The following is a 17382-nucleotide window of genomic DNA, read 5'->3' on the forward strand; positions in this document are numbered from 1 at the left end:
GGAGTCGCAAATAATATATGATTTGTCAAAATTGTAAGCAACGACCCGCAACAATTCATCTTTTCACTAATGAAAATGGTCAAAAGAACGAATTGGATTTATGTCAAATTTGCTACCAACAATTAAAAGAACAACAAATTCAAGATGCCACTAATAATAGAGGTATTGATCCAACAAATATCCTTGAGAACTTTTTTAAAGAAGCGGCATCTATTAATGGAAATATTCAAAACATTGAAAACAGTATCAATAACAATTCGGCCCAAAATCCTCAGCAGCAAACGCCTAATCCAACACAGCCAACTAATAATACTTTAGGTAATTTTTTAGGTAAATTCGGAGTTGATTTAACTCAACAAGCACGAGTTGGTAAGATTGATCCCGTGATTGGTCGGGACAAAGAAATTGCTCGGGTAATTGAAATTTTAAATCGCCGAACAAAAAACAATCCGGTTCTAATTGGTGAGGCAGGAGTTGGAAAAACCGCTGTTGTAGAAGGTTTGGCTGAACAAATTGCAAAAGGAAACGTTCCTCAAAAACTTCAAGACAAAAAAATTGTTAGGCTTGATGTCGTTTCATTAGTTCAGGGAACTGGAATTAGAGGACAATTCGAACAGCGGATGCAGCAATTGATTGACGAACTAAAAAGTGACAAGTCAATTATTCTCTTTATTGATGAGATTCACGAAATCGTTGGTGCGGGAAACGCTGAAGGCGGGATGGATGCAGGAAATGTATTAAAACCTGCACTTTCTAGAGGTGATATTCAAATTGTTGGAGCTACCACATCCAATGAATATCGCACAATTGAAAAAGATTCAGCTCTTGCAAGAAGACTTCAATCTGTACTAGTCAGTGAACCGACAGTTAAAGAATCAATTCAAATTCTTGAAGGACTTCAGCAGCGTTATGAGGATTATCATCACGTTCATTATTCAAAAGATGCAATCGAAGCCGCTGTAAAACTCTCAAACCGTTATATTCAAGATCGTTATCTTCCCGACAAAGCAATTGATTTAATGGATGAAAGTGGTTCTCAAAAGAATTTAACGATAGATGTCGTTGATCCTCAAATTATTCAAAATAAGATTCAAGAAGTTGAAGATAAAAAAAGCGAAGCTCTTCGCGAAGAAGATTATGAAAAAGCTGCATATTATCGCGACCAGGTTTCCAAATTAAAAACTAGTCAAAAAACTGATGAAAATAAATTAGCAGATTGGCCGGAAGTTACTACAAAAGATATTGAGAAGATTGTCGAAAAAATGACAAATATTCCAGTTGGAGAACTTCAATCTAAAGAACAACAGCAGCTTAAAAATCTTGCCAGCGACCTTAAGGAAAAAGTCATTGGTCAAGATGAAGCAGTTGATAAAGTTGCTCGTGCGATTAGAAGAAATCGAATTGGATTCAATAAAACCGGTCGGCCAATTGGTTCATTTCTTTTTGTTGGACCAACTGGTGTCGGTAAAACTGAGCTTGCAAAACAGCTAGCTAAATCATTATTTGGTTCGACTGATTCGATGATTAGATTTGATATGTCGGAATATATGGAAAAGTTCTCAGTGTCTAAATTGATCGGTTCTCCTCCAGGATACGTTGGATACGAAGAGGCAGGTCAATTAACAGAACGAGTTCGTCGCAATCCTTATAGCTTAATTTTACTTGACGAAGTAGAAAAAGCTCATCCGGATGTTCTTAACATGTTTCTACAAATCTTAGATGATGGGAGACTTACAGATTCTCAAGGACGAATGGTCAGTTTTAAAGATACAATAATTATCATGACTTCTAATGCTGGTCAAGGAAGTGCCGAAGCAAGTGTCGGTTTCGGTGCATCTAAGTCTGGTACTACTCACTCTGTTTTAGACCAATTATCAGACTATTTCAAACCTGAATTTTTAAATCGTTTTGACGATATTGTAGAATTTCATAGTCTCTCAAAGACTAATTTACTGAAAATCGTAAATATTATGTTAAACGAAACAAACTCTGAAGTTATGACTAAAGGAATTACAATCCATGTGACTGATCCAGCTAAAGAAAAAATTGTTGAATTGGGATATAATCCAAAAATGGGTGCCAGACCTTTACGCAGAGTCATCCAGGAACAAGTCGAAGATAAAGTTGCCGATTTTTACCTTGATCATCCAAAAAACACTAAAATTGAAGTCAGAGTAAACGCAGGAAACATTGTAGTAAATACCGCTGAAACAAAATAAATTGTTTTTATTACAAGGGACATATTGTTATATCGGAGAAATCATTATGAAATTAATAAATACTACGAATTCCTACTCTCGTTTAGTAGAAAACCAATTACTTAATACTGATGCAAAACTAATAAAAGTTTACTCATTGGGTCGAACTATGGTTGTGTATACTGAACGACCGAATATGATTGAAATTGTTTTAGAAAATAAACATCGCAATATTCAAGATGCAGAAATAACCCAAGTTGCTGATGAGTTATTAAATGAAAAGCAACGAGAAATCTACACAACCATTAAACAAAAAGGATTAGCAGAAATCTCAGCAAAAATATAATTGAGAGGTAGATTGTTAAGCTTTATACCTCTCACACCGCCTAGATAACATGAAGGGCGCACCCAAAAAAAGCGCAGATCGATAAATTATCGACTTGCGCTTTTTAATTTAAATTTTTTCAACTAACTTAACATCTGGATGTTTATCATTGTACCAGCGTAAAGCAAAGTTATTTTCAAAAAGAAAGAGATATTCTCCGTAAATATCTTTAACTAAAATATTTCGACTTGACGAATCGTGTTCATCAACATTATCTGAATCAATCCAGCGGGCAATTCTTTGTCCCATGGGAACTAATTCAATTTCGCTGTTATATTCATTCTCCATTCTAAAAGTAAAAACTTCAAACTGCAGCTGACCAACAGCTCCTAAGATATAATCTCCCGTCGACACCTCAGTAAACAGCTGAACCGAACCTTCAGATACAAGTTGATTTACTCCTTTGTGATAAGACTTTTGCTTCATAACATTTTTTGCTCGTACCCGGCAAAATAGTTCTGGGGTAAAAGTCGGTAATTTTGGAAATTCTAATTTTTGTTTACCTGAATGAATCGTATCTCCAATTTGGTAATTTCCATTATCAAAAAGTCCAATAATATCTCCCGCAACTGCCTTTTCGACCTGTTCGTTTTCTCCAGTTGGATTGACTGTTGAAGAGTTAAGTTTTAATTGCTTCCCGCTACGTTCGTTTAATACTTCCATGCCTTTATCAAATTCACCAGAACAAATTCTCACAAAAGCAATTCGATCGCGGTGATGAGGATTCATATTGGCCTGAATTTTAAAAACAAAAGCTGAAAATTCTGACTTAGTAGGTTTAATTTCTTCTCCCTCGACACTTTGATGATCTGCGGGACTTGGAGCCATTTTTACAAATTCATCTAAAAATGTTTTGACACCAAAATTAGTTAAGGCTGATCCAAAGAAAACCGGGGTCTGAAGACCGGCCGCAATCTTTTCAGGATCAAAACTATTTCCAGCCTCTCTTAATAACTCAACTTCTGAAAAAGCTTCTTCGAAAATGGGTTCTTTAAACATGGGATCGTCTGGGATTCCATCCTTTAAAGAAATAACTTCAACTTTATTATTTGGCAGATTTAACTCCACATTTTGAGCAGCAATATTGTAAACACCCCGAAAGTTCTTCCCCATCCCGATCGGCCAATTCATCGGATATCCTTCAATTCCTAAGGTATTCTCAATTTCATCAACCAAATCCATTGGACTTCTGCCCTCTCGATCCAGTTTATTCATAAACGTAAAAAGCGGAATTCCACGTTGTTTTGTAACTTGAAAAAGTTTTTTAGTCTGAGCCTCAATACCTTTGGCTGAATCAATTACCATTACCGCTGAATCAACCGCTGATAGTGTCCGATAAGTATCCTCAGAGAAATCCTCGTGCCCAGGAGTGTCTAATAAATTAATCTTACAATCATGATAATTAAACTCTAAAACAGTACTTGTAACTGAAATTCCACGTTTTTTTTCAATTTCCATCCAATCAGATTGAGCAAATTTGCCGCTTTTTTTACCTTTAACAGTTCCTGCTGCTCTAATTACATGACTGGCTAAAAGAAATTGCTCCGTAATCGTGGTCTTCCCTGCATCCGGGTGAGAAATAATTGCGAATGTTCTTCTTTTTTGTACTTCTTGTTCTAAATCACTTACCATTTATTCTCTCGTTTCACTTTTTTTAGATTACGGAAGTTTTTCTACTTGTAAATTAAGCAGGCGCGAACCGGAAACTCTTCCTGTCGTAATTTTTAATCCCGATTCTACAACTGATAAATGCTGCGAGTTGTTTGGAATTTTGCCCAATTTTGTAATGATAAAGCCAGCGATCGTATCGACTTCTTCTGCTTCAAAACTTACACCAAACAACTCATTAAAGTCATCTAACGGCATTGTACCCTTAACTAAATAGTGACTACTGTCAACTTGACGAATTAAGGTATCGGTAGGATCATTTTCATCATTAATTTCCCCTACAATTTCTTCAACTAAATCTTCAATTGTTAAAATTCCTGTGACCCCCCATACTCATCCAGCAAAATTGCCATTTGCTGTTTAGATTCACGCATATTTTCTAACAATTTATCAATATGAATCGTTTCTGGTACAAAGTACGGTTTATTCATCAGCTGATCGATTTTCATATCATCAAAACCATCAGTAAATCCACAATCTAGTAAGGATCGAACAGTAATAATTCCAATGATATCATCACGAGTTTTACGATAAACGGGCACACGAGAATACGTTTCTTTTAAAATTTTACTGATATTTTCTCCTGCAGAATCATCAATATTGACCATAAAAGTATCAGTACGCGGAATCATAATTTCACGCGCCATTTTTGTCTGAAGACTAAAAATTCCTTCCATCATGCTAAACTCATCTGATTCTAAAGTCCCGCTTTGACGACCGCTTTCAATCAAATTAATCATTTCTTCACGAGTTAAAACTTCACTCTCTTTTTTATTATACTGGCCTGTAAGTTTTAACAAAATATTAGTCGTTTCAGAAAGCAACCAAACAAATGGTCGAAAAATTTGACCGACAAAAGAGATCGGCAGCACAAATGCCCGTGCAACTCCTTCCGTATTACGAACTGCTACTTGTTTAGGGTAAAGCTCGCCAAATACTAAAGTAAAAAAAGATAGAAGAACGGTTACCAAAACAATTGAAGCTTCGTGAGCCCATTTAGCATTTCCAAAAATAAACTGAACGTACTCTGCAAGACCAGTCGCTGCACTAGCTGAAGAAAGAAATCCTGCAAAGGTGATCCCAACTTGAATAATTGCTAAAAAGTCACTTGAATCCTGAACTATTTTAAGCAAAGCTTTAGTTTTCTTATCTTTGGGACCTGATTCCAATTTATTCTTATTTACCGATACCACAGCTAGTTCCGCTGCTGAAAAAATTGCATTTATTATCGTTAGAATAACAATGAATATTAATTGTTCAATTATTGCTCCGGTTGAACGGCTCATTTAAACTCCTTGATCATTTTTAAAAAGAGATAATTGTTGATTTTTCTTACGCGCTCGGTAATTCTTAACTTCTGTATAAATGTATACCACCAAAGTCTTAAGAATCCCATAAGCTGGAACAATAAACATTGTACCTAAAAATCCGAAAATGTTACTTGCCACATAAAGCAACAGAATGATTGTCAATGGATGAATCTTAAGATTATGAGCAATTAGGTTTGGATAAACAAAATTACCATCAATCTGTGAAACAATTGTAACTACGATCATAACTGCAAATACTTCTCTAAATGACACGGTTAAAGCAATGATTAAAGCCGGAATAATCGCAATCATCGGACCGACATAAGGAACTAAAGTAAAAATTCCGGCAATAAAACCAAGTAAAAATGAGTAAGGCATTTTAATGATTGAATAACCAATAAAAATACAGATGCCGACAAATAGACCTTCTATTAGTTGACCAAATAGATACATTTGAATAGTATTACCCATTTTACTTAGTAAGCCGCTGACATAAATTCTAAGCGATTTAGGAAAAAGTTTTGTCACGCTTCCTGTAAATTTATCTCCGTCAATTAAAAAATAAATTAAGATCACCGGAATGGCAAAAATTGTGAAGATTATGCCGCCAATACTCGTTACCACCTGCACCCCACTCGTGGTTGCAAAATTAAAAACTCCATTAATAACTTTTCTTAAATCAAATTTATTAAAGCTATCATAGAGGTGATATTTCTGCACAAACTTATTTTGAAGCACCTGATGATAACTTTTTTGAGCTTCTGAAATTATTCGAGGCAAATGCCCAATAATTTGGGAAGCCTGCGTTACAATATTAGGGACAATTGCAATAATTAAAGAAGCAATTACGCCAATCAAAAGCAAGATTGCTAGAAAAATACTTAACGATTTGGGAACTTTGTGTTTTGTAAGCCACTTAACTAATGGATTCAGCAAAAAAAATAGAAATCCGGCAATCACAATTGGAACAAACACAATTGAAATAAACTGAATTATCGGTGAAAATATAAAACTGATTTTTGTAAACACAAAAATCGCGCTGACCACTATTAAAGCTTCTAATGACCAATATAACAAAGGGGATTTTTTTATTTTTGCAAACATAGTATCCTTCAAATTATCTTATGAACTATAATTATAATACAATAATAAAACGAAAGAGACCTCTAATGAAAATCCGCATTTTTTTTAAATACCTTCTAATGTTTATCATTCCATATCTATGTTCTGCTTTTGTGTTCGCTGGAATATTTCTTTCAATCATCATTCATACGCATTCTTTATGGCGAATACTACTGTGTGCTTTCTTGTTCGCTATCTTTATGTATTTTGTTCGCATTGCGGTTGAATACCCGCGCGAAAATCTACGTGTTCTTTGGTCAACCAATGACAAATCTAAAAGTGAACAACCAATTATTTATAAAATTTTGAATTTCATAATAGATGTTTTCGTTGGATTTTTAATCATCATTTTGGTTAGAGAAACTGTCCCGCACAACGTTGTCGTAAATTACTTTGTCGGAGTCTCTTTTGCAGCTTTATTTATCTCGCTGTTAATCGGAAATTTGATTAAGCCAAGCCTTGCAGTTGTTGAAGATACCGGCAGTAACGAATAGGAGGTTTTTAAACTTGACAGATCTTTTTGAAAAAGGCTCAATCGACGTTAAAAACGCTTATCAAAATAACCTTAAAAATGTCTCAATCAGGATTCCAAAATATGCAATTACTGCTTTCGTGGGCTTGTCTGGTGCTGGTAAGTCATCCTTAGTTTTCGACACAATTGCAGCTTCTTCTCGAAAAGAACTTAACGAAACTTTTCCGAGCTTTACTCAGCAATATTTACCTAAATACGGTCAGCCTCACGTGCAAGAAATAGATCACTTACCGGTCGCAATTGTGGTCGACCAAAAAAGAATGGGGTCTAACGCCCGTTCAACTCTAGCAACCTACACGGGAATTTATTCTTTGCTCAGGCTTTTGTTTTCAAGAGTTGGTAAACCCTGGGTCGGATATTCAGACACATTTTCTTTCAATTTACCTCAGGGAATGTGCCCAAAATGTCAGGGACTCGGTTACGTTGACGATTTAAATGTTAAGAAGCTGATCGATCCTGATAAATCTTTAAACGAAGGTGCAATTACTTTTGTCAGTTTTGGACCTGATACGTGGAGATGGCGCCGATATGTTGATAGCGGTCTATTTGATAATAACAAACCTTTAAAAAATTTCACTAAAGAAGAAATGGATCTCTTACTGTATGCCCCACAGCAGCAAATAAAAAATGCTCCTAGCAAGTGGCCGAGAACGGCACTTTACGAAGGGGTGGTTCCTCGAATTAAGCGGTCAATTTTAGGTAAAAAAGAAGCTGAGCACCACAAAGAAGCGATCAGCAAGGTCGTTAAAAGAATCGAATGCCCAGAATGTCTCGGAGCAAGACTTAATCAAGATGCTCTAAAATGCAAAATAAATGGACTAAATATCGCAGATGTCAGTAATCTTGATCTGATCCATGTGATTCAATTTCTCAATCAAATTGATGATAAATTGGCCTCAGAAGTCACGAGAGAGCTAAAAGTAAAAATTCAGTCTTTAATTGATATTGGACTCGGGTATTTAACGCTTAACCGTGATACTGGCACTCTTTCTGGCGGTGAATCTCAAAGAATTAAAATTGCCAAGTTTTTAACCAGCTCGCTAGTTGATCTTGTTTATATTCTTGATGAACCCAGCGTTGGACTGCACCCGTCTGATATTAAACTGATTAAAAACGCTTTGATTAAACTTAAAGATAAGGGAAACACAATTTTAATTGTCGAACACAATCCAGAAATGATTACTTTGGCAGATTACGTGGTTGAAATTGGCCCTACTCCCGGCGAAAAGGGCGGAGAAATTACTTTTGAAGGCGATTATCAAAGTCTAAGACAATCAGACACTTTAACGAATCGTTGGCTGAATCACGAACTTGAGTTTAGAAGCGTTAGAAAGCCATCCAAAGAAATCGTTCTTGCTGATATTAATCTCCATAATCTAAAAAACGTTTCGGTTAAGATTCCTTTAGGGATAGAAACAGTAATTTCAGGCGTGGCTGGTTCTGGAAAATCTACTCTTGTTGCAGCCTTAAAAGAGACAGTTTCTGAGCACTATGACTACATCGATATGACTCAAAAATCCATTACTGGTAATATTCGCTCAACAGTTGCAACTTATCTTGGAATATTAGATCCAATTAGAAAACTATTCGGGAAAACTAATCACGTATCAACAACTCTTTTTAGTTATAACGGCAAAGGTGCCTGCCCTCTTTGCAAAGGAAAAGGAGTCACTATTACCAATATGGCGTTTATGGATCCGATTATTCAAGTTTGTGAACAGTGTCATGGAATGCGTTATAACGATGAAGCCCTAAGCTTTCAATATCACGGTAAAAATATTTATGAAGTTCTCAGCAATTCAATTGTTAAATCAATTTCTTTTTTTGAGGAGATCCCCGAGATCGCAGAAAAACTCAAAAATATGGAACAAGTTGGGTTAAGTTATCTAACCTTGGAACAATCTCTTGATACATTATCAGGCGGGGAACTCCAGCGGTTAAAATTAGCGGAGGAATTACACAATGAAGGAGAAATCTATTTATTAGACGAGCCAACTGCTGGACTTCACATGCAGGATGTTGCTAAATTAACTAAATTATTTGATCGCTTAGTTAGCGAGGGCAACAGTCTCATAATTATCGAACACAATTTAGCTGTGATCAGCCAAGCCGATTGGTTAATTGATATGGGACCGGATGCTGGAATTTACGGCGGTAAGGTCGTCTATGAAGGAACTCCCAAAAATTCATTAAACAATACAAATTCAAAAACTGGTCGAGCTCTAGCTCAATATAATCAGATAATTCGTCCTTAATTCTAGGGACGTTTTTTTAAATAACTAATATTTGTAAATTTTTTTCAAACAAAAAATCCTCATTGCTGAGGATTTTCAAATTATTGAACAACTTCGACCTTGAGTTCTGTTGTTTTAACATTTCTAATCGGAATGTTAATTGTCAACCAGCTTCCATCGAAAATATTTGATAATTCACGATCATTAGAGAAAGTTTGAATTTGATGCTTTGCTTCAAACTTATAGCTAGAAGCTGCAAGTTCTTTGCCATTAACCAAAACTTTCTTCGGAGCTTGATTAATTTTTAATCTAATGACGGTCTTTTTGTTTGGCACAAAGCCTTCAAAATTACCTTTAGTTTTACTAATATTAATAACTGTACTGCCTGATTCCTGACTACTATCAATTTTTGTCTTAACGTAATCATCTTTTAGATAGTCTTCACTAACTCCATCATCATCATAAACTACAGTTGATGATGATTTTTTATCAGGATAGATATTGACATATTGGGTTGTTTGATCAATTTCACTAGGATTATTATTTGGATTATTTTCTGGAATAATCGCACCTTTTCTAATGAAGACGGGTGTTTTCCAAAGTGGGGCCGCAAAATGATTCACAACTTGATTTCCAGCATATTCTTTACCAGTAAAATAATCAATCCAAGTCGTTGATTTTCCTGGTAAATAGATATTATGCCGCACATCATTTCCGTTTACATCTACCTGTGTATCCTTATAAATTGGAGCAACTAAAATGTCATCTCCTATTAAAAATTCATGAGTTAAATCAGGTCGTTTTGCAATTTTTAAATCACTATTATAAACAACTGGTTTTAATAAAGGAATTCCCTCAAAAGTATTACGATAAGCGGCCGAATACATATAAGGAAGCAATTGACTCTTTAACTTCAAGTAAAAGCGATTAATATCAGCATAACGTCCGCCAAAGGTAAATGGGGTCTTATTCTCAGAACCCCAGCCATCCATATTTAACTGGATTGGCGTAAATGACTTCCACTGAAGATCACGAGTTTGAATAATTGGCTTGCCGCCTTCATAAATACCATCAATATCAGCACCAACATTAGATAACCCTGAAAGTGAACTTCCAATATAAGTTGGAATTTGATAACCGATATTCTCCCAAGTACCGCCAGTTTGATCCCCAGTCCAGACTGCACCGTACTTTTGAGTTCCAGCCCAGCCGTCAACTGTCAATGCAAAAGGACGTTCGTTGTTACCATATTTAACCATGTAGTGTGCTGCATCACGTAAAGCACCGATTCCTGCTTGATAACCGTCCCCAACCCATGCTACATCAGTTTTAATTGCTGCAACATGTGCCTTTTGAACTTCTTTCTTAAAATCTCGTTCATCAGCTTTTGGCTTTTTTGGATTCTTCGGATGCAGATTTTCTTGCGTCCATAATCCCGTTTTTACCCCATTCTTCGCTGCAAATTCTGAGAATTCACGAAGATTATCAATATTTTTATCTAAACTCTTAGTTTGACCATATCCAGCACCATAACCATCATTAGGTAAGAACCAGCCTAAAGGGGTGTTATTTTTCTTATATCGATCAATAATCTGACGAGCTGAGAATTGATAATTATCTTTCTCACCATTTAACGACTCTTTGCGGGTATGGTAATTTCCAGCTGAATCTTTAACAAACGTTACTTCGCCGGTTCCCCGCCGAATTGAAGGAACAAAATATTCGCCGTTAACTTTAATTTTATCAGGACGATTAACATTGAAACTCTTCGGATTGATTGGCTGATACTCTTTATAATACTTACCATCTTCAAATTTACGAGCGCCCGCTGAATCAGCTGTTACTTCAATCCAAGTATCACGATTATACGCATTTAAATGTGCCGGATACCATGCAAATTTTGGTAATAACAAAGGTTTACCAGTTAAAGAGAAATAAGATTTTAAAATTTTTTGTGGTTTAGAAGCAATAATATAGTAGTTATCGGCTTTACTGTCTAAAAAGCTAAAAATGACATTGGTTGGATCTTGAAAATCATATTGTCCCTTTGTATAAGTGTTATTTAAAACGCCAAAGCCAACGTTAGACCAAACAAATGGAGTCGGTGATGATACGCCGCGATCTAACCAATCATTTAAGTTTTCGATTTTAATGACGTTTCCAGTATGATCGTAACTTCCATTTTGCATTCCACCGCCAAAATATTTAGCCGCATCATTCGTTACTTTTAAACTCGTTACAACGTTACTATCCTCGATAAAAGGGGCATTTTGAGTGAAAATTGGTTTCTTTTCACCCCGTTTGTAAAATTCAATGCTCCCCTTCTTTTTGTTAACTTTTAAAGTAACCTTCTTGGTTTGAAGTTTATAACTCTTATCATTTTCGGTTACATCAAATTTAATGGTTGATTTTTTAGTAATAAAGTTTGGTACTTTATCCTTGTTAATATTTCCCGTTGCAACAGTTTGATCTCCTCCAGAACTTGCACTGCTATTCTTCATAACCGTTGGCTTGTTGCTTGGTTTAGATCCCTTATACCAAATCACATGGGGGATATCTTCTTTTACAAAAGATATTTCTTCTTTATAATCGTCAGGCAAATTAACCGTAACTGAACTTTCACTTGCCGCCTGTGCTTTTGAAATCGACATATTAGTTCCTATCGCTAACGCTGCAGCTCCCATTGCTACAGCAAATCTTAAAATAAATCTTTTTTTCATAATATGGTTACATCACGTAATGCCTGTTCATGATTTATTAAGGAATTACGTATTGTATCTCCTTTCATTAACATCACTAACAGCGCCGTTAAATATAACCATAATTTTGCTTAAAATATAAAAATAATTAAAATATTATAGCTCAATAATTATTTTTTTAACATTCGTGGTATTATATAAAACGTCGCTAGTGTTAGCTTTCTATAAATTTCGCGGTTTATAGCTTTAACATGGTGGCTTTTTTTTCTAAAAATTAAGCCTTATAACGAGAAACTCCATCAACATAAGTTTCACATAAATTCATACTTTGATCTAAAACAATAAAGTCAGCAGCTCTGCCTGGTAAAATTGCGCCACATTTTTCAGAGATCTTAGCACTAACTGCTGGAACCCAAGAAGCCATCATGACAGCTTTTGCAGGTGTTACAAGGTTCCAGTCCACAACATTTTTGATTGCCAAGTCTAATTTCAAGATGCTGCCGGCTAAACTATGAGGCGGTTCTTTCAAAGTTGCTGTTCCACCGCCAACCACTACTGGCAGTTCACCTAACATATAATCACCATCCGGCATCAGTCCAGCTGACATACAGTCAGTTACTAAAATTACATGTTCCGGTGTTTTCTTATCAATTAAAATTTTTGCAACATAAGGGTTAATATGATGACCATCGCAAATCAATTCGTCATTCACGTTATCCAAACTCATTGCAGCTCCGACCATCCCTGGTTCACGGTGATTAAGTGGACTCATCCCGTTAAAAGTATGAGTGAAAACTGTTGCTCCTGCTTCAACACAAGCTTTAGCCTGTTCAAAAGTTGCATCACTATGACCTAATGCCACAGTCACACCAGTTTGAGCAACTTTACTAACAAACTCTACTGCTTCTTTTCTTTCAGGTGCCACAGTAATTTGACGTAAATGTCCCTTGGCAGATTTCTGCCATTCATCAAATTCCTTCAAATCGGGATCCGTAAAGTACTTGGGATTTTGAGCACCCTTATGTTTTTCGGTAAAGAAAGGTCCTTCAAAATTAATTCCTTGAACTTTAGCCCCTGTTTCTTCACCATAATGTCCGCCAATTGTTTTACAAATATCATTCAACTGTTCAAATGAACCTGTAATTGTTGTTGGAAGCCATGAAGTAACGCCGCATTTAAGTAATGCATTTGACATTGTCTCAATACTTTGCCAATCATTATCCATGACGTCTTTCCCGGCAATCCCATGAATATGGGTATCAATTAAACCAGGTGCAATCCATTTGTCACTGTAGTCAACAATTTTGCCAGACGGTTTTTTGTCCTCTGGAATGTACTCGCCAAAATCACCGTTATCAGTGACCTCTAAGTAACCCCCATTTTCTGTCGTGTTATTTAAGAAAAACTTATTTGCATGTATGTAATATGTCATATTACTCTCCTTTAAATTTATTAAAAATAATTCAAACTAAGCACTGAATGGGTGAATCGTAACCCCAGCAACTACTCGATTTACTTGTCCTGTTGGTGATGGCGTATCTGGAGTATTGCCAATTTTAATTGAACTCAGTAAAGCAAATGTCTGAGCTACCATAACATAAGGCAATGCAGCATAGCCGTCTGGAAGCTGATCTAATTCTGATTTAAAGAAAAATCCGTTTTTAAATTTAGCAGAATCTTTTTGAGTTCCAATTGCGTAAATTCCAGCCGCAATTTCATCTCCTGCCATCTCATTTAAAATATCAACATCATATTGTTCGGTATATTCATTGTGAGACAGAAAATCAAAAACAATTGTCTTGTTGTCAACAAAGGATTTTGGACCATGACGAAAACCCATGGATGAATCAAAAATTGTCGCAATTTTACCTGCTGTCAATTCTAAGATTTTTAATTGAGCTTCCCGTGTTAAGCCAGCTAATGCTCCTGAACCTAAATACCCAACTCGATCATAATCAAGATCGACAATCTTTTGAATCTCAGCTTCTCGTTCAATAACTTCTTCTCCAGCTTTAGCAATTAAGTGAACCCATTCGTCCTTTTTAGAAGCATTTTCTTTGCCGAAAGTCAAAATAGTTGATAATGACATGCAGCTGAAACTACCTGTCATAGCAAAACCTTGATCTTCTGATCTTGCCGGCTGAAGCAATAAGAAATTTTTCTCTTCTCTTTCTGCTTTTAAAGCTAACTGACCTTTTGGCGCACAGGTGATTGCAATTTGATAAAGATTCTTAATATATTTTTCACAAACATCAACCGCAGCAACACTCTCAGGACTATTTCCGCTCCTGGCAAACGATACTAAAATTGTTAAACGATCTGGATTCAAATAAGCCTGCGGATAAGAAACAATGCTAGTTGATGGAACTGATTCAAATTCGAAATTATCGGTATCACCAAACTGATTTAAATATGGAACTACTGTATCACCCACATAAGCTGAAGTGCCCGCACCTGTAAAAATAACTTTAATCGGAAGTGAATCTTTCTGAGCTTTAATTTGATCTAAAAATGCATCTAATTTTTCCTTGTTTCTATGATATATATCAAGCGTCTCTAACCACAAATCTGGTTCCTGCTGAATTTCACGCGTAGTAATAACTGCGCCCTGTTCTTTTAATTCTGAATCACTTTTGTTAAACATTAGTTTCCTCCATAAATTTTTAAATTAAATATATGATTTATCATCCGACGTAAAACCAGATGAAGAGATGGCTTTACTCTCTTTTTAAAACATGAACCGTTTTATAGGAAAAATCCTTAGAATTTGCCGTTGAGTTAGTAAATTCAATTAATCGATCTTGATCATCATAACTGTGTCTCGTCAATCCTAAGCAAGGATCTCCAACATTTAAGTTTAGATATTTTGCTTCTTTTTCGTTGACTAACTTTGCAATACAATTTTCATGAGCAGTTGTCAATTTTATATGAAATTTATCTTCAATCAAGCCGTATAAAGAAGCATTATTCAATTCCTCAATCGTTAATTCTGGAATCAATTCCATTGGAAGATAAGTAACCTCATATAATTCTGGTTTATCTCCGGCTAACCGAATTCGTTTAATCTTCCAAAAATCTCCAACTTGACTATCGATCTCCTGTTTTTCTTTTTTTAAAGAAAGAATTTTACTAGTAGGATGAATTCCCAATTGTTTCATATGTTCAGTAAAACTATACTCATCTGCAAGATTAATCGAATATACAGTTTGGGAAGAAACAAAAGTTCCTTTTCCATGAACTCTACTAATTAAACCTGACAATTCTAATCTATTCATTGCCTGTCTTACAGTGGTTCGACTTACATTAAACATCTTCATCAACTCTCGTTCAGAAGGTAATTGATCACCTGAAGATTTTTCTTTAATGATCATATCGCGCATTCCTAGAAAAACCTGCTGAGATAAACTTTCTTGCTGCACTAGTAATAATCACCTCCTCAATATTTTAATAAAAACGACAAATAAAGCAGTTGGAATTATCACCATGGTAATGTCCCCATCATCACTGGTAACTACCACCTATAAAATAACATGATTCCGTTTTCCTGTAAAGAATTTATTAACCTTATTTATGTAAAAAAAAACACAGTTTTATAAAATTAAAACTGTGTTTTTTTAGCTTTATTCCTCTACAAGTTCGCCTGCTTTAGGACCTGCATCAAGATAATAAATACGTTCAATATTAATTACAATTGCTGCCACTGGATGAGGCAAGTGCCCATCACTCGCAAACTTTTCTGCGTCTGCATAAATTTGGTCGCCTTGATGAATCTCAGCCGTTCCTTCGAACCGATATCCTTTATAAGCTTCATGATTCGCAACTGCTACGGCAACTTTAGGATTAACATGAATATTTTCCCATGCTTGCTTACCAGTATGCTCATCATAAAGTAAATGTTCATCATCTAAAATACGCATTGTTCCTTTTGGACCAACTTGCGGATTATTTTTTCCATCAGTTGTTGATAAAAAGCTCAACTGACTTTTCAACATTTCTTTCATGTCGGAAGTTAATTTTACCATTTCTAATACCTCCTACTTTCTAATCTAATTCTACATCTTATATAGATAATTAGCCAATTTTAAATAAATAAAGCCCGTAGGACTTAAAACATCCTACGAGCTAGGTTCGGATCATATCAGCTATCTTCATTTATGAAGCAACTCTATATATCGTCCATACCAAATATCAATAAATTCTTTTGAAAAAGGGCCTAACTGATGGTTAATCCAATAAACCAAGACCTTGACATTATATTTTAGAATTTCATCAGTCGTTTTAGAATAATGCCATTTTCTTTTATTTTCTTCATACTCATTCAGGTCAAGTAACCTCTTCTCACCATTAGCAAAAACCTTTACATCCAGGTCGTAATCGATATACTTTAGCGCTTCACGATCGATTACATACGGAGAAGCAAGATTACAATAATAAACCACACCAGTTTCCCTAATCATCGCAATCACATTAAACCAATAATGCTTGTGAAAATAGATAATTGCTGGTTCACGCGTAATCCATCGATGTCGATCGGATTCAGTCACAAGCGTATGATTGTTTCCACCAATGAGAATGTCTTCACTGACTTTAAGAACCATTGATTCTTTCCAGGTTCGATGTAAAAGTCCATTATGCTTAAAACTTTGGATAGCGATATAATCACCTTCTTTGGGTAATACCATGGAACGTGACCCACACTTTCAAGTTTTAAATCCAAGAAAAATTATATCATACTTATTGATCTATTATTGAAATATTGTCCAATAGATCTTTAAGAAGGTGAATAAATCATATCTAAATGAGGAATATTATCTTCCAAATAAACATCTGAAACTGGTTTAAAACCTAAACTATGATAAAAAGATTGAAGATAACTTTGAGCAGCAATTTTTATATCTTTATTATTTCCTATTTTTAACGTTTCTAAAATTGCTTTTTTTAACATTTGGCTGGCAAAATGATATCCGCGAAATTCTTTTACAACTAAAACTCTGCCGATACTCATGTACTGAACATCATCATGTGGAATAATTCGACAGTATGCGGCTAATTGGTCTTTTAAAAATAGCATCATATGATGAGCTTGAAAGTCTTTATCATCAATTTCTTGATAAGGGCAGTTCTGCTCAACAACAAAAACTTTTACCCTTTCCTGCATGATTTGTAGTAATTCATCACTAGATAATTCATCCGTTTTTTTCGTTAATATTGTAATTTTATCCATCTGCTTGTTA

The 17382-nt window shown here is 35.3% G+C and carries 13 protein-coding genes and 3 pseudogenes; 4 read left to right on the top strand and 12 right to left on the bottom strand.

Annotation, left to right across the window (positions count from 1 at the left end; genetic code table 11):
* The first annotated feature begins 17 nt into the window (after window positions 1–17).
* Window positions 18–2219 carry an ATP-dependent Clp protease ATP-binding subunit gene (locus R8749_RS06670; RefSeq protein ID WP_317695202.1) on the top strand — a complete coding sequence of 734 codons (2202 nt, stop codon included), beginning with the start codon at window positions 18–20 and terminating at the stop codon, window positions 2217–2219.
* Between the two features lie 46 nt (window positions 2220–2265).
* Window positions 2266–2544 (top strand): DUF1827 family protein, encoded by a 279-nt coding sequence (locus R8749_RS06675; protein ID WP_317695204.1) that lies wholly within the window; start codon window positions 2266–2268, stop codon window positions 2542–2544.
* 108 nt (window positions 2545–2652) lie between these two features.
* Here the strand turns inward: R8749_RS06675 and R8749_RS06680 are convergent, their stop codons facing one another.
* From R8749_RS06680 to R8749_RS06695, 3 genes and pseudogenes are all read right to left on the bottom strand, one after another.
* Window positions 2653–4215, bottom strand: coding sequence for a peptide chain release factor 3 (locus R8749_RS06680; protein WP_317695206.1), 1563 nt, complete (start codon window positions 4213–4215; stop codon window positions 2653–2655).
* Between the two features lie 27 nt (window positions 4216–4242).
* A pseudogene (locus tag R8749_RS06690) lies at window positions 4243–5537 on the bottom strand (hemolysin family protein).
* Window positions 5538–6665: an AI-2E family transporter gene (locus tag R8749_RS06695; RefSeq protein WP_317695214.1), complete on the bottom strand. Its 1128-nt coding sequence runs from the start codon at window positions 6663–6665 to the stop codon at window positions 5538–5540. It lies immediately after the preceding pseudogene.
* 218 nt (window positions 6666–6883) lie between these two features.
* On the opposite strand from R8749_RS06695, the gene R8749_RS06700 reads away from it, so the two are divergent.
* Together R8749_RS06700 and R8749_RS06705 are read left to right on the top strand one after the other, a co-directional pair.
* The gene (locus R8749_RS06700; RefSeq protein ID WP_317695215.1) at window positions 6884–7177 is read left to right on the top strand and encodes a hypothetical protein; all 294 of its coding nucleotides are present in this window, start codon (window positions 6884–6886) and stop codon (window positions 7175–7177) included.
* Between the two features lie 13 nt (window positions 7178–7190).
* A complete protein-coding gene (locus R8749_RS06705; protein ID WP_317695218.1) occupies window positions 7191–9470 on the top strand; it encodes an ATP-binding cassette domain-containing protein in 2280 nt (759 codons plus the stop codon).
* An 80-nt stretch (window positions 9471–9550) separates the two neighbouring features.
* Here the strand turns inward: R8749_RS06705 and R8749_RS10815 are convergent, their stop codons facing one another.
* The 9 genes and pseudogenes from R8749_RS10815 to R8749_RS06740 all read right to left on the bottom strand — a co-directional run bounded on the left by R8749_RS10815 (window position 9551) and on the right by R8749_RS06740 (window position 17372).
* Window positions 9551–11227 (bottom strand): glycoside hydrolase family 31 protein, encoded by a 1677-nt coding sequence (locus tag R8749_RS10815; protein ID WP_486684823.1) that lies wholly within the window; start codon window positions 11225–11227, stop codon window positions 9551–9553.
* Window positions 11228–11338: pseudogene (locus R8749_RS10820) on the bottom strand (maltodextrin glucosidase); the annotation flags it as partial.
* Between the two features lie 156 nt (window positions 11339–11494).
* Window positions 11495–12169: pseudogene (locus tag R8749_RS10900) on the bottom strand (hypothetical protein); the annotation flags it as partial.
* Between the two features lie 253 nt (window positions 12170–12422).
* Entirely contained in the window at window positions 12423–13580 is a 1158-nt protein-coding gene (nagA, locus tag R8749_RS06715; RefSeq protein WP_317695222.1) for an N-acetylglucosamine-6-phosphate deacetylase, read from the bottom strand.
* Window positions 13581–13616: 36 nt separating this feature from the next.
* Complete coding sequence (locus R8749_RS06720) at window positions 13617–14792, bottom strand: AgaS family sugar isomerase (protein WP_317695224.1); 1176 nt, start codon at window positions 14790–14792, stop codon at window positions 13617–13619.
* Between the two features lie 73 nt (window positions 14793–14865).
* A complete protein-coding gene (locus tag R8749_RS06725) occupies window positions 14866–15567 on the bottom strand; it encodes a GntR family transcriptional regulator (RefSeq protein WP_317695226.1) in 702 nt (233 codons plus the stop codon).
* Between the two features lie 201 nt (window positions 15568–15768).
* Window positions 15769–16170, bottom strand: a complete 402-nt coding sequence (locus tag R8749_RS06730; RefSeq protein WP_317695228.1) for a pyridoxamine 5'-phosphate oxidase family protein — start codon at window positions 16168–16170, stop codon at window positions 15769–15771.
* Between the two features lie 126 nt (window positions 16171–16296).
* Complete coding sequence (locus tag R8749_RS06735; RefSeq protein WP_317695231.1) at window positions 16297–16830, bottom strand: DUF402 domain-containing protein; 534 nt, start codon at window positions 16828–16830, stop codon at window positions 16297–16299.
* Between the two features lie 89 nt (window positions 16831–16919).
* Window positions 16920–17372: a GNAT family N-acetyltransferase gene (locus tag R8749_RS06740; protein ID WP_317695234.1), complete on the bottom strand. Its 453-nt coding sequence runs from the start codon at window positions 17370–17372 to the stop codon at window positions 16920–16922.
* Between the last annotated feature and the right edge of the window lie 10 nt (window positions 17373–17382).

It is taken from the genome of Xylocopilactobacillus apis (assembly GCF_033095965.1).
GTDB classification, from domain to species: Bacteria; Bacillota; Bacilli; order Lactobacillales; family Lactobacillaceae; genus Xylocopilactobacillus; species Xylocopilactobacillus apis.

What these genes read in the sequence shown, in the direction of transcription:
- R8749_RS06670 (WP_317695202.1), top strand. Translation starts at nt 18, where the DNA reads ATGATTTGTCAAAATTGTAAGCAACGACCCGCAACAATTCATCTTTTC.
- R8749_RS06675 (WP_317695204.1), top strand. Translation starts at nt 2,266, where the DNA reads ATGAAATTAATAAATACTACGAATTCCTACTCTCGTTTAGTAGAAAAC.
- R8749_RS06680 (WP_317695206.1), bottom strand. Translation starts at nt 4,215, where the DNA reads ATGGTAAGTGATTTAGAACAAGAAGTACAAAAAAGAAGAACATTCGCA.
- R8749_RS06695 (WP_317695214.1), bottom strand. Translation starts at nt 6,665, where the DNA reads ATGTTTGCAAAAATAAAAAAATCCCCTTTGTTATATTGGTCATTAGAA.
- R8749_RS06700 (WP_317695215.1), top strand. Translation starts at nt 6,884, where the DNA reads ATGTATTTTGTTCGCATTGCGGTTGAATACCCGCGCGAAAATCTACGT.
- nagA (WP_317695222.1), bottom strand. Translation starts at nt 13,580, where the DNA reads ATGACATATTACATACATGCAAATAAGTTTTTCTTAAATAACACGACA.
- R8749_RS06720 (WP_317695224.1), bottom strand. Translation starts at nt 14,792, where the DNA reads ATGTTTAACAAAAGTGATTCAGAATTAAAAGAACAGGGCGCAGTTATT.
- R8749_RS06730 (WP_317695228.1), bottom strand. Translation starts at nt 16,170, where the DNA reads ATGGTAAAATTAACTTCCGACATGAAAGAAATGTTGAAAAGTCAGTTG.
- R8749_RS06735 (WP_317695231.1), bottom strand. Translation starts at nt 16,830, where the DNA reads ATGGTATTACCCAAAGAAGGTGATTATATCGCTATCCAAAGTTTTAAG.
- R8749_RS06740 (WP_317695234.1), bottom strand. Translation starts at nt 17,372, where the DNA reads ATGGATAAAATTACAATATTAACGAAAAAAACGGATGAATTATCTAGT.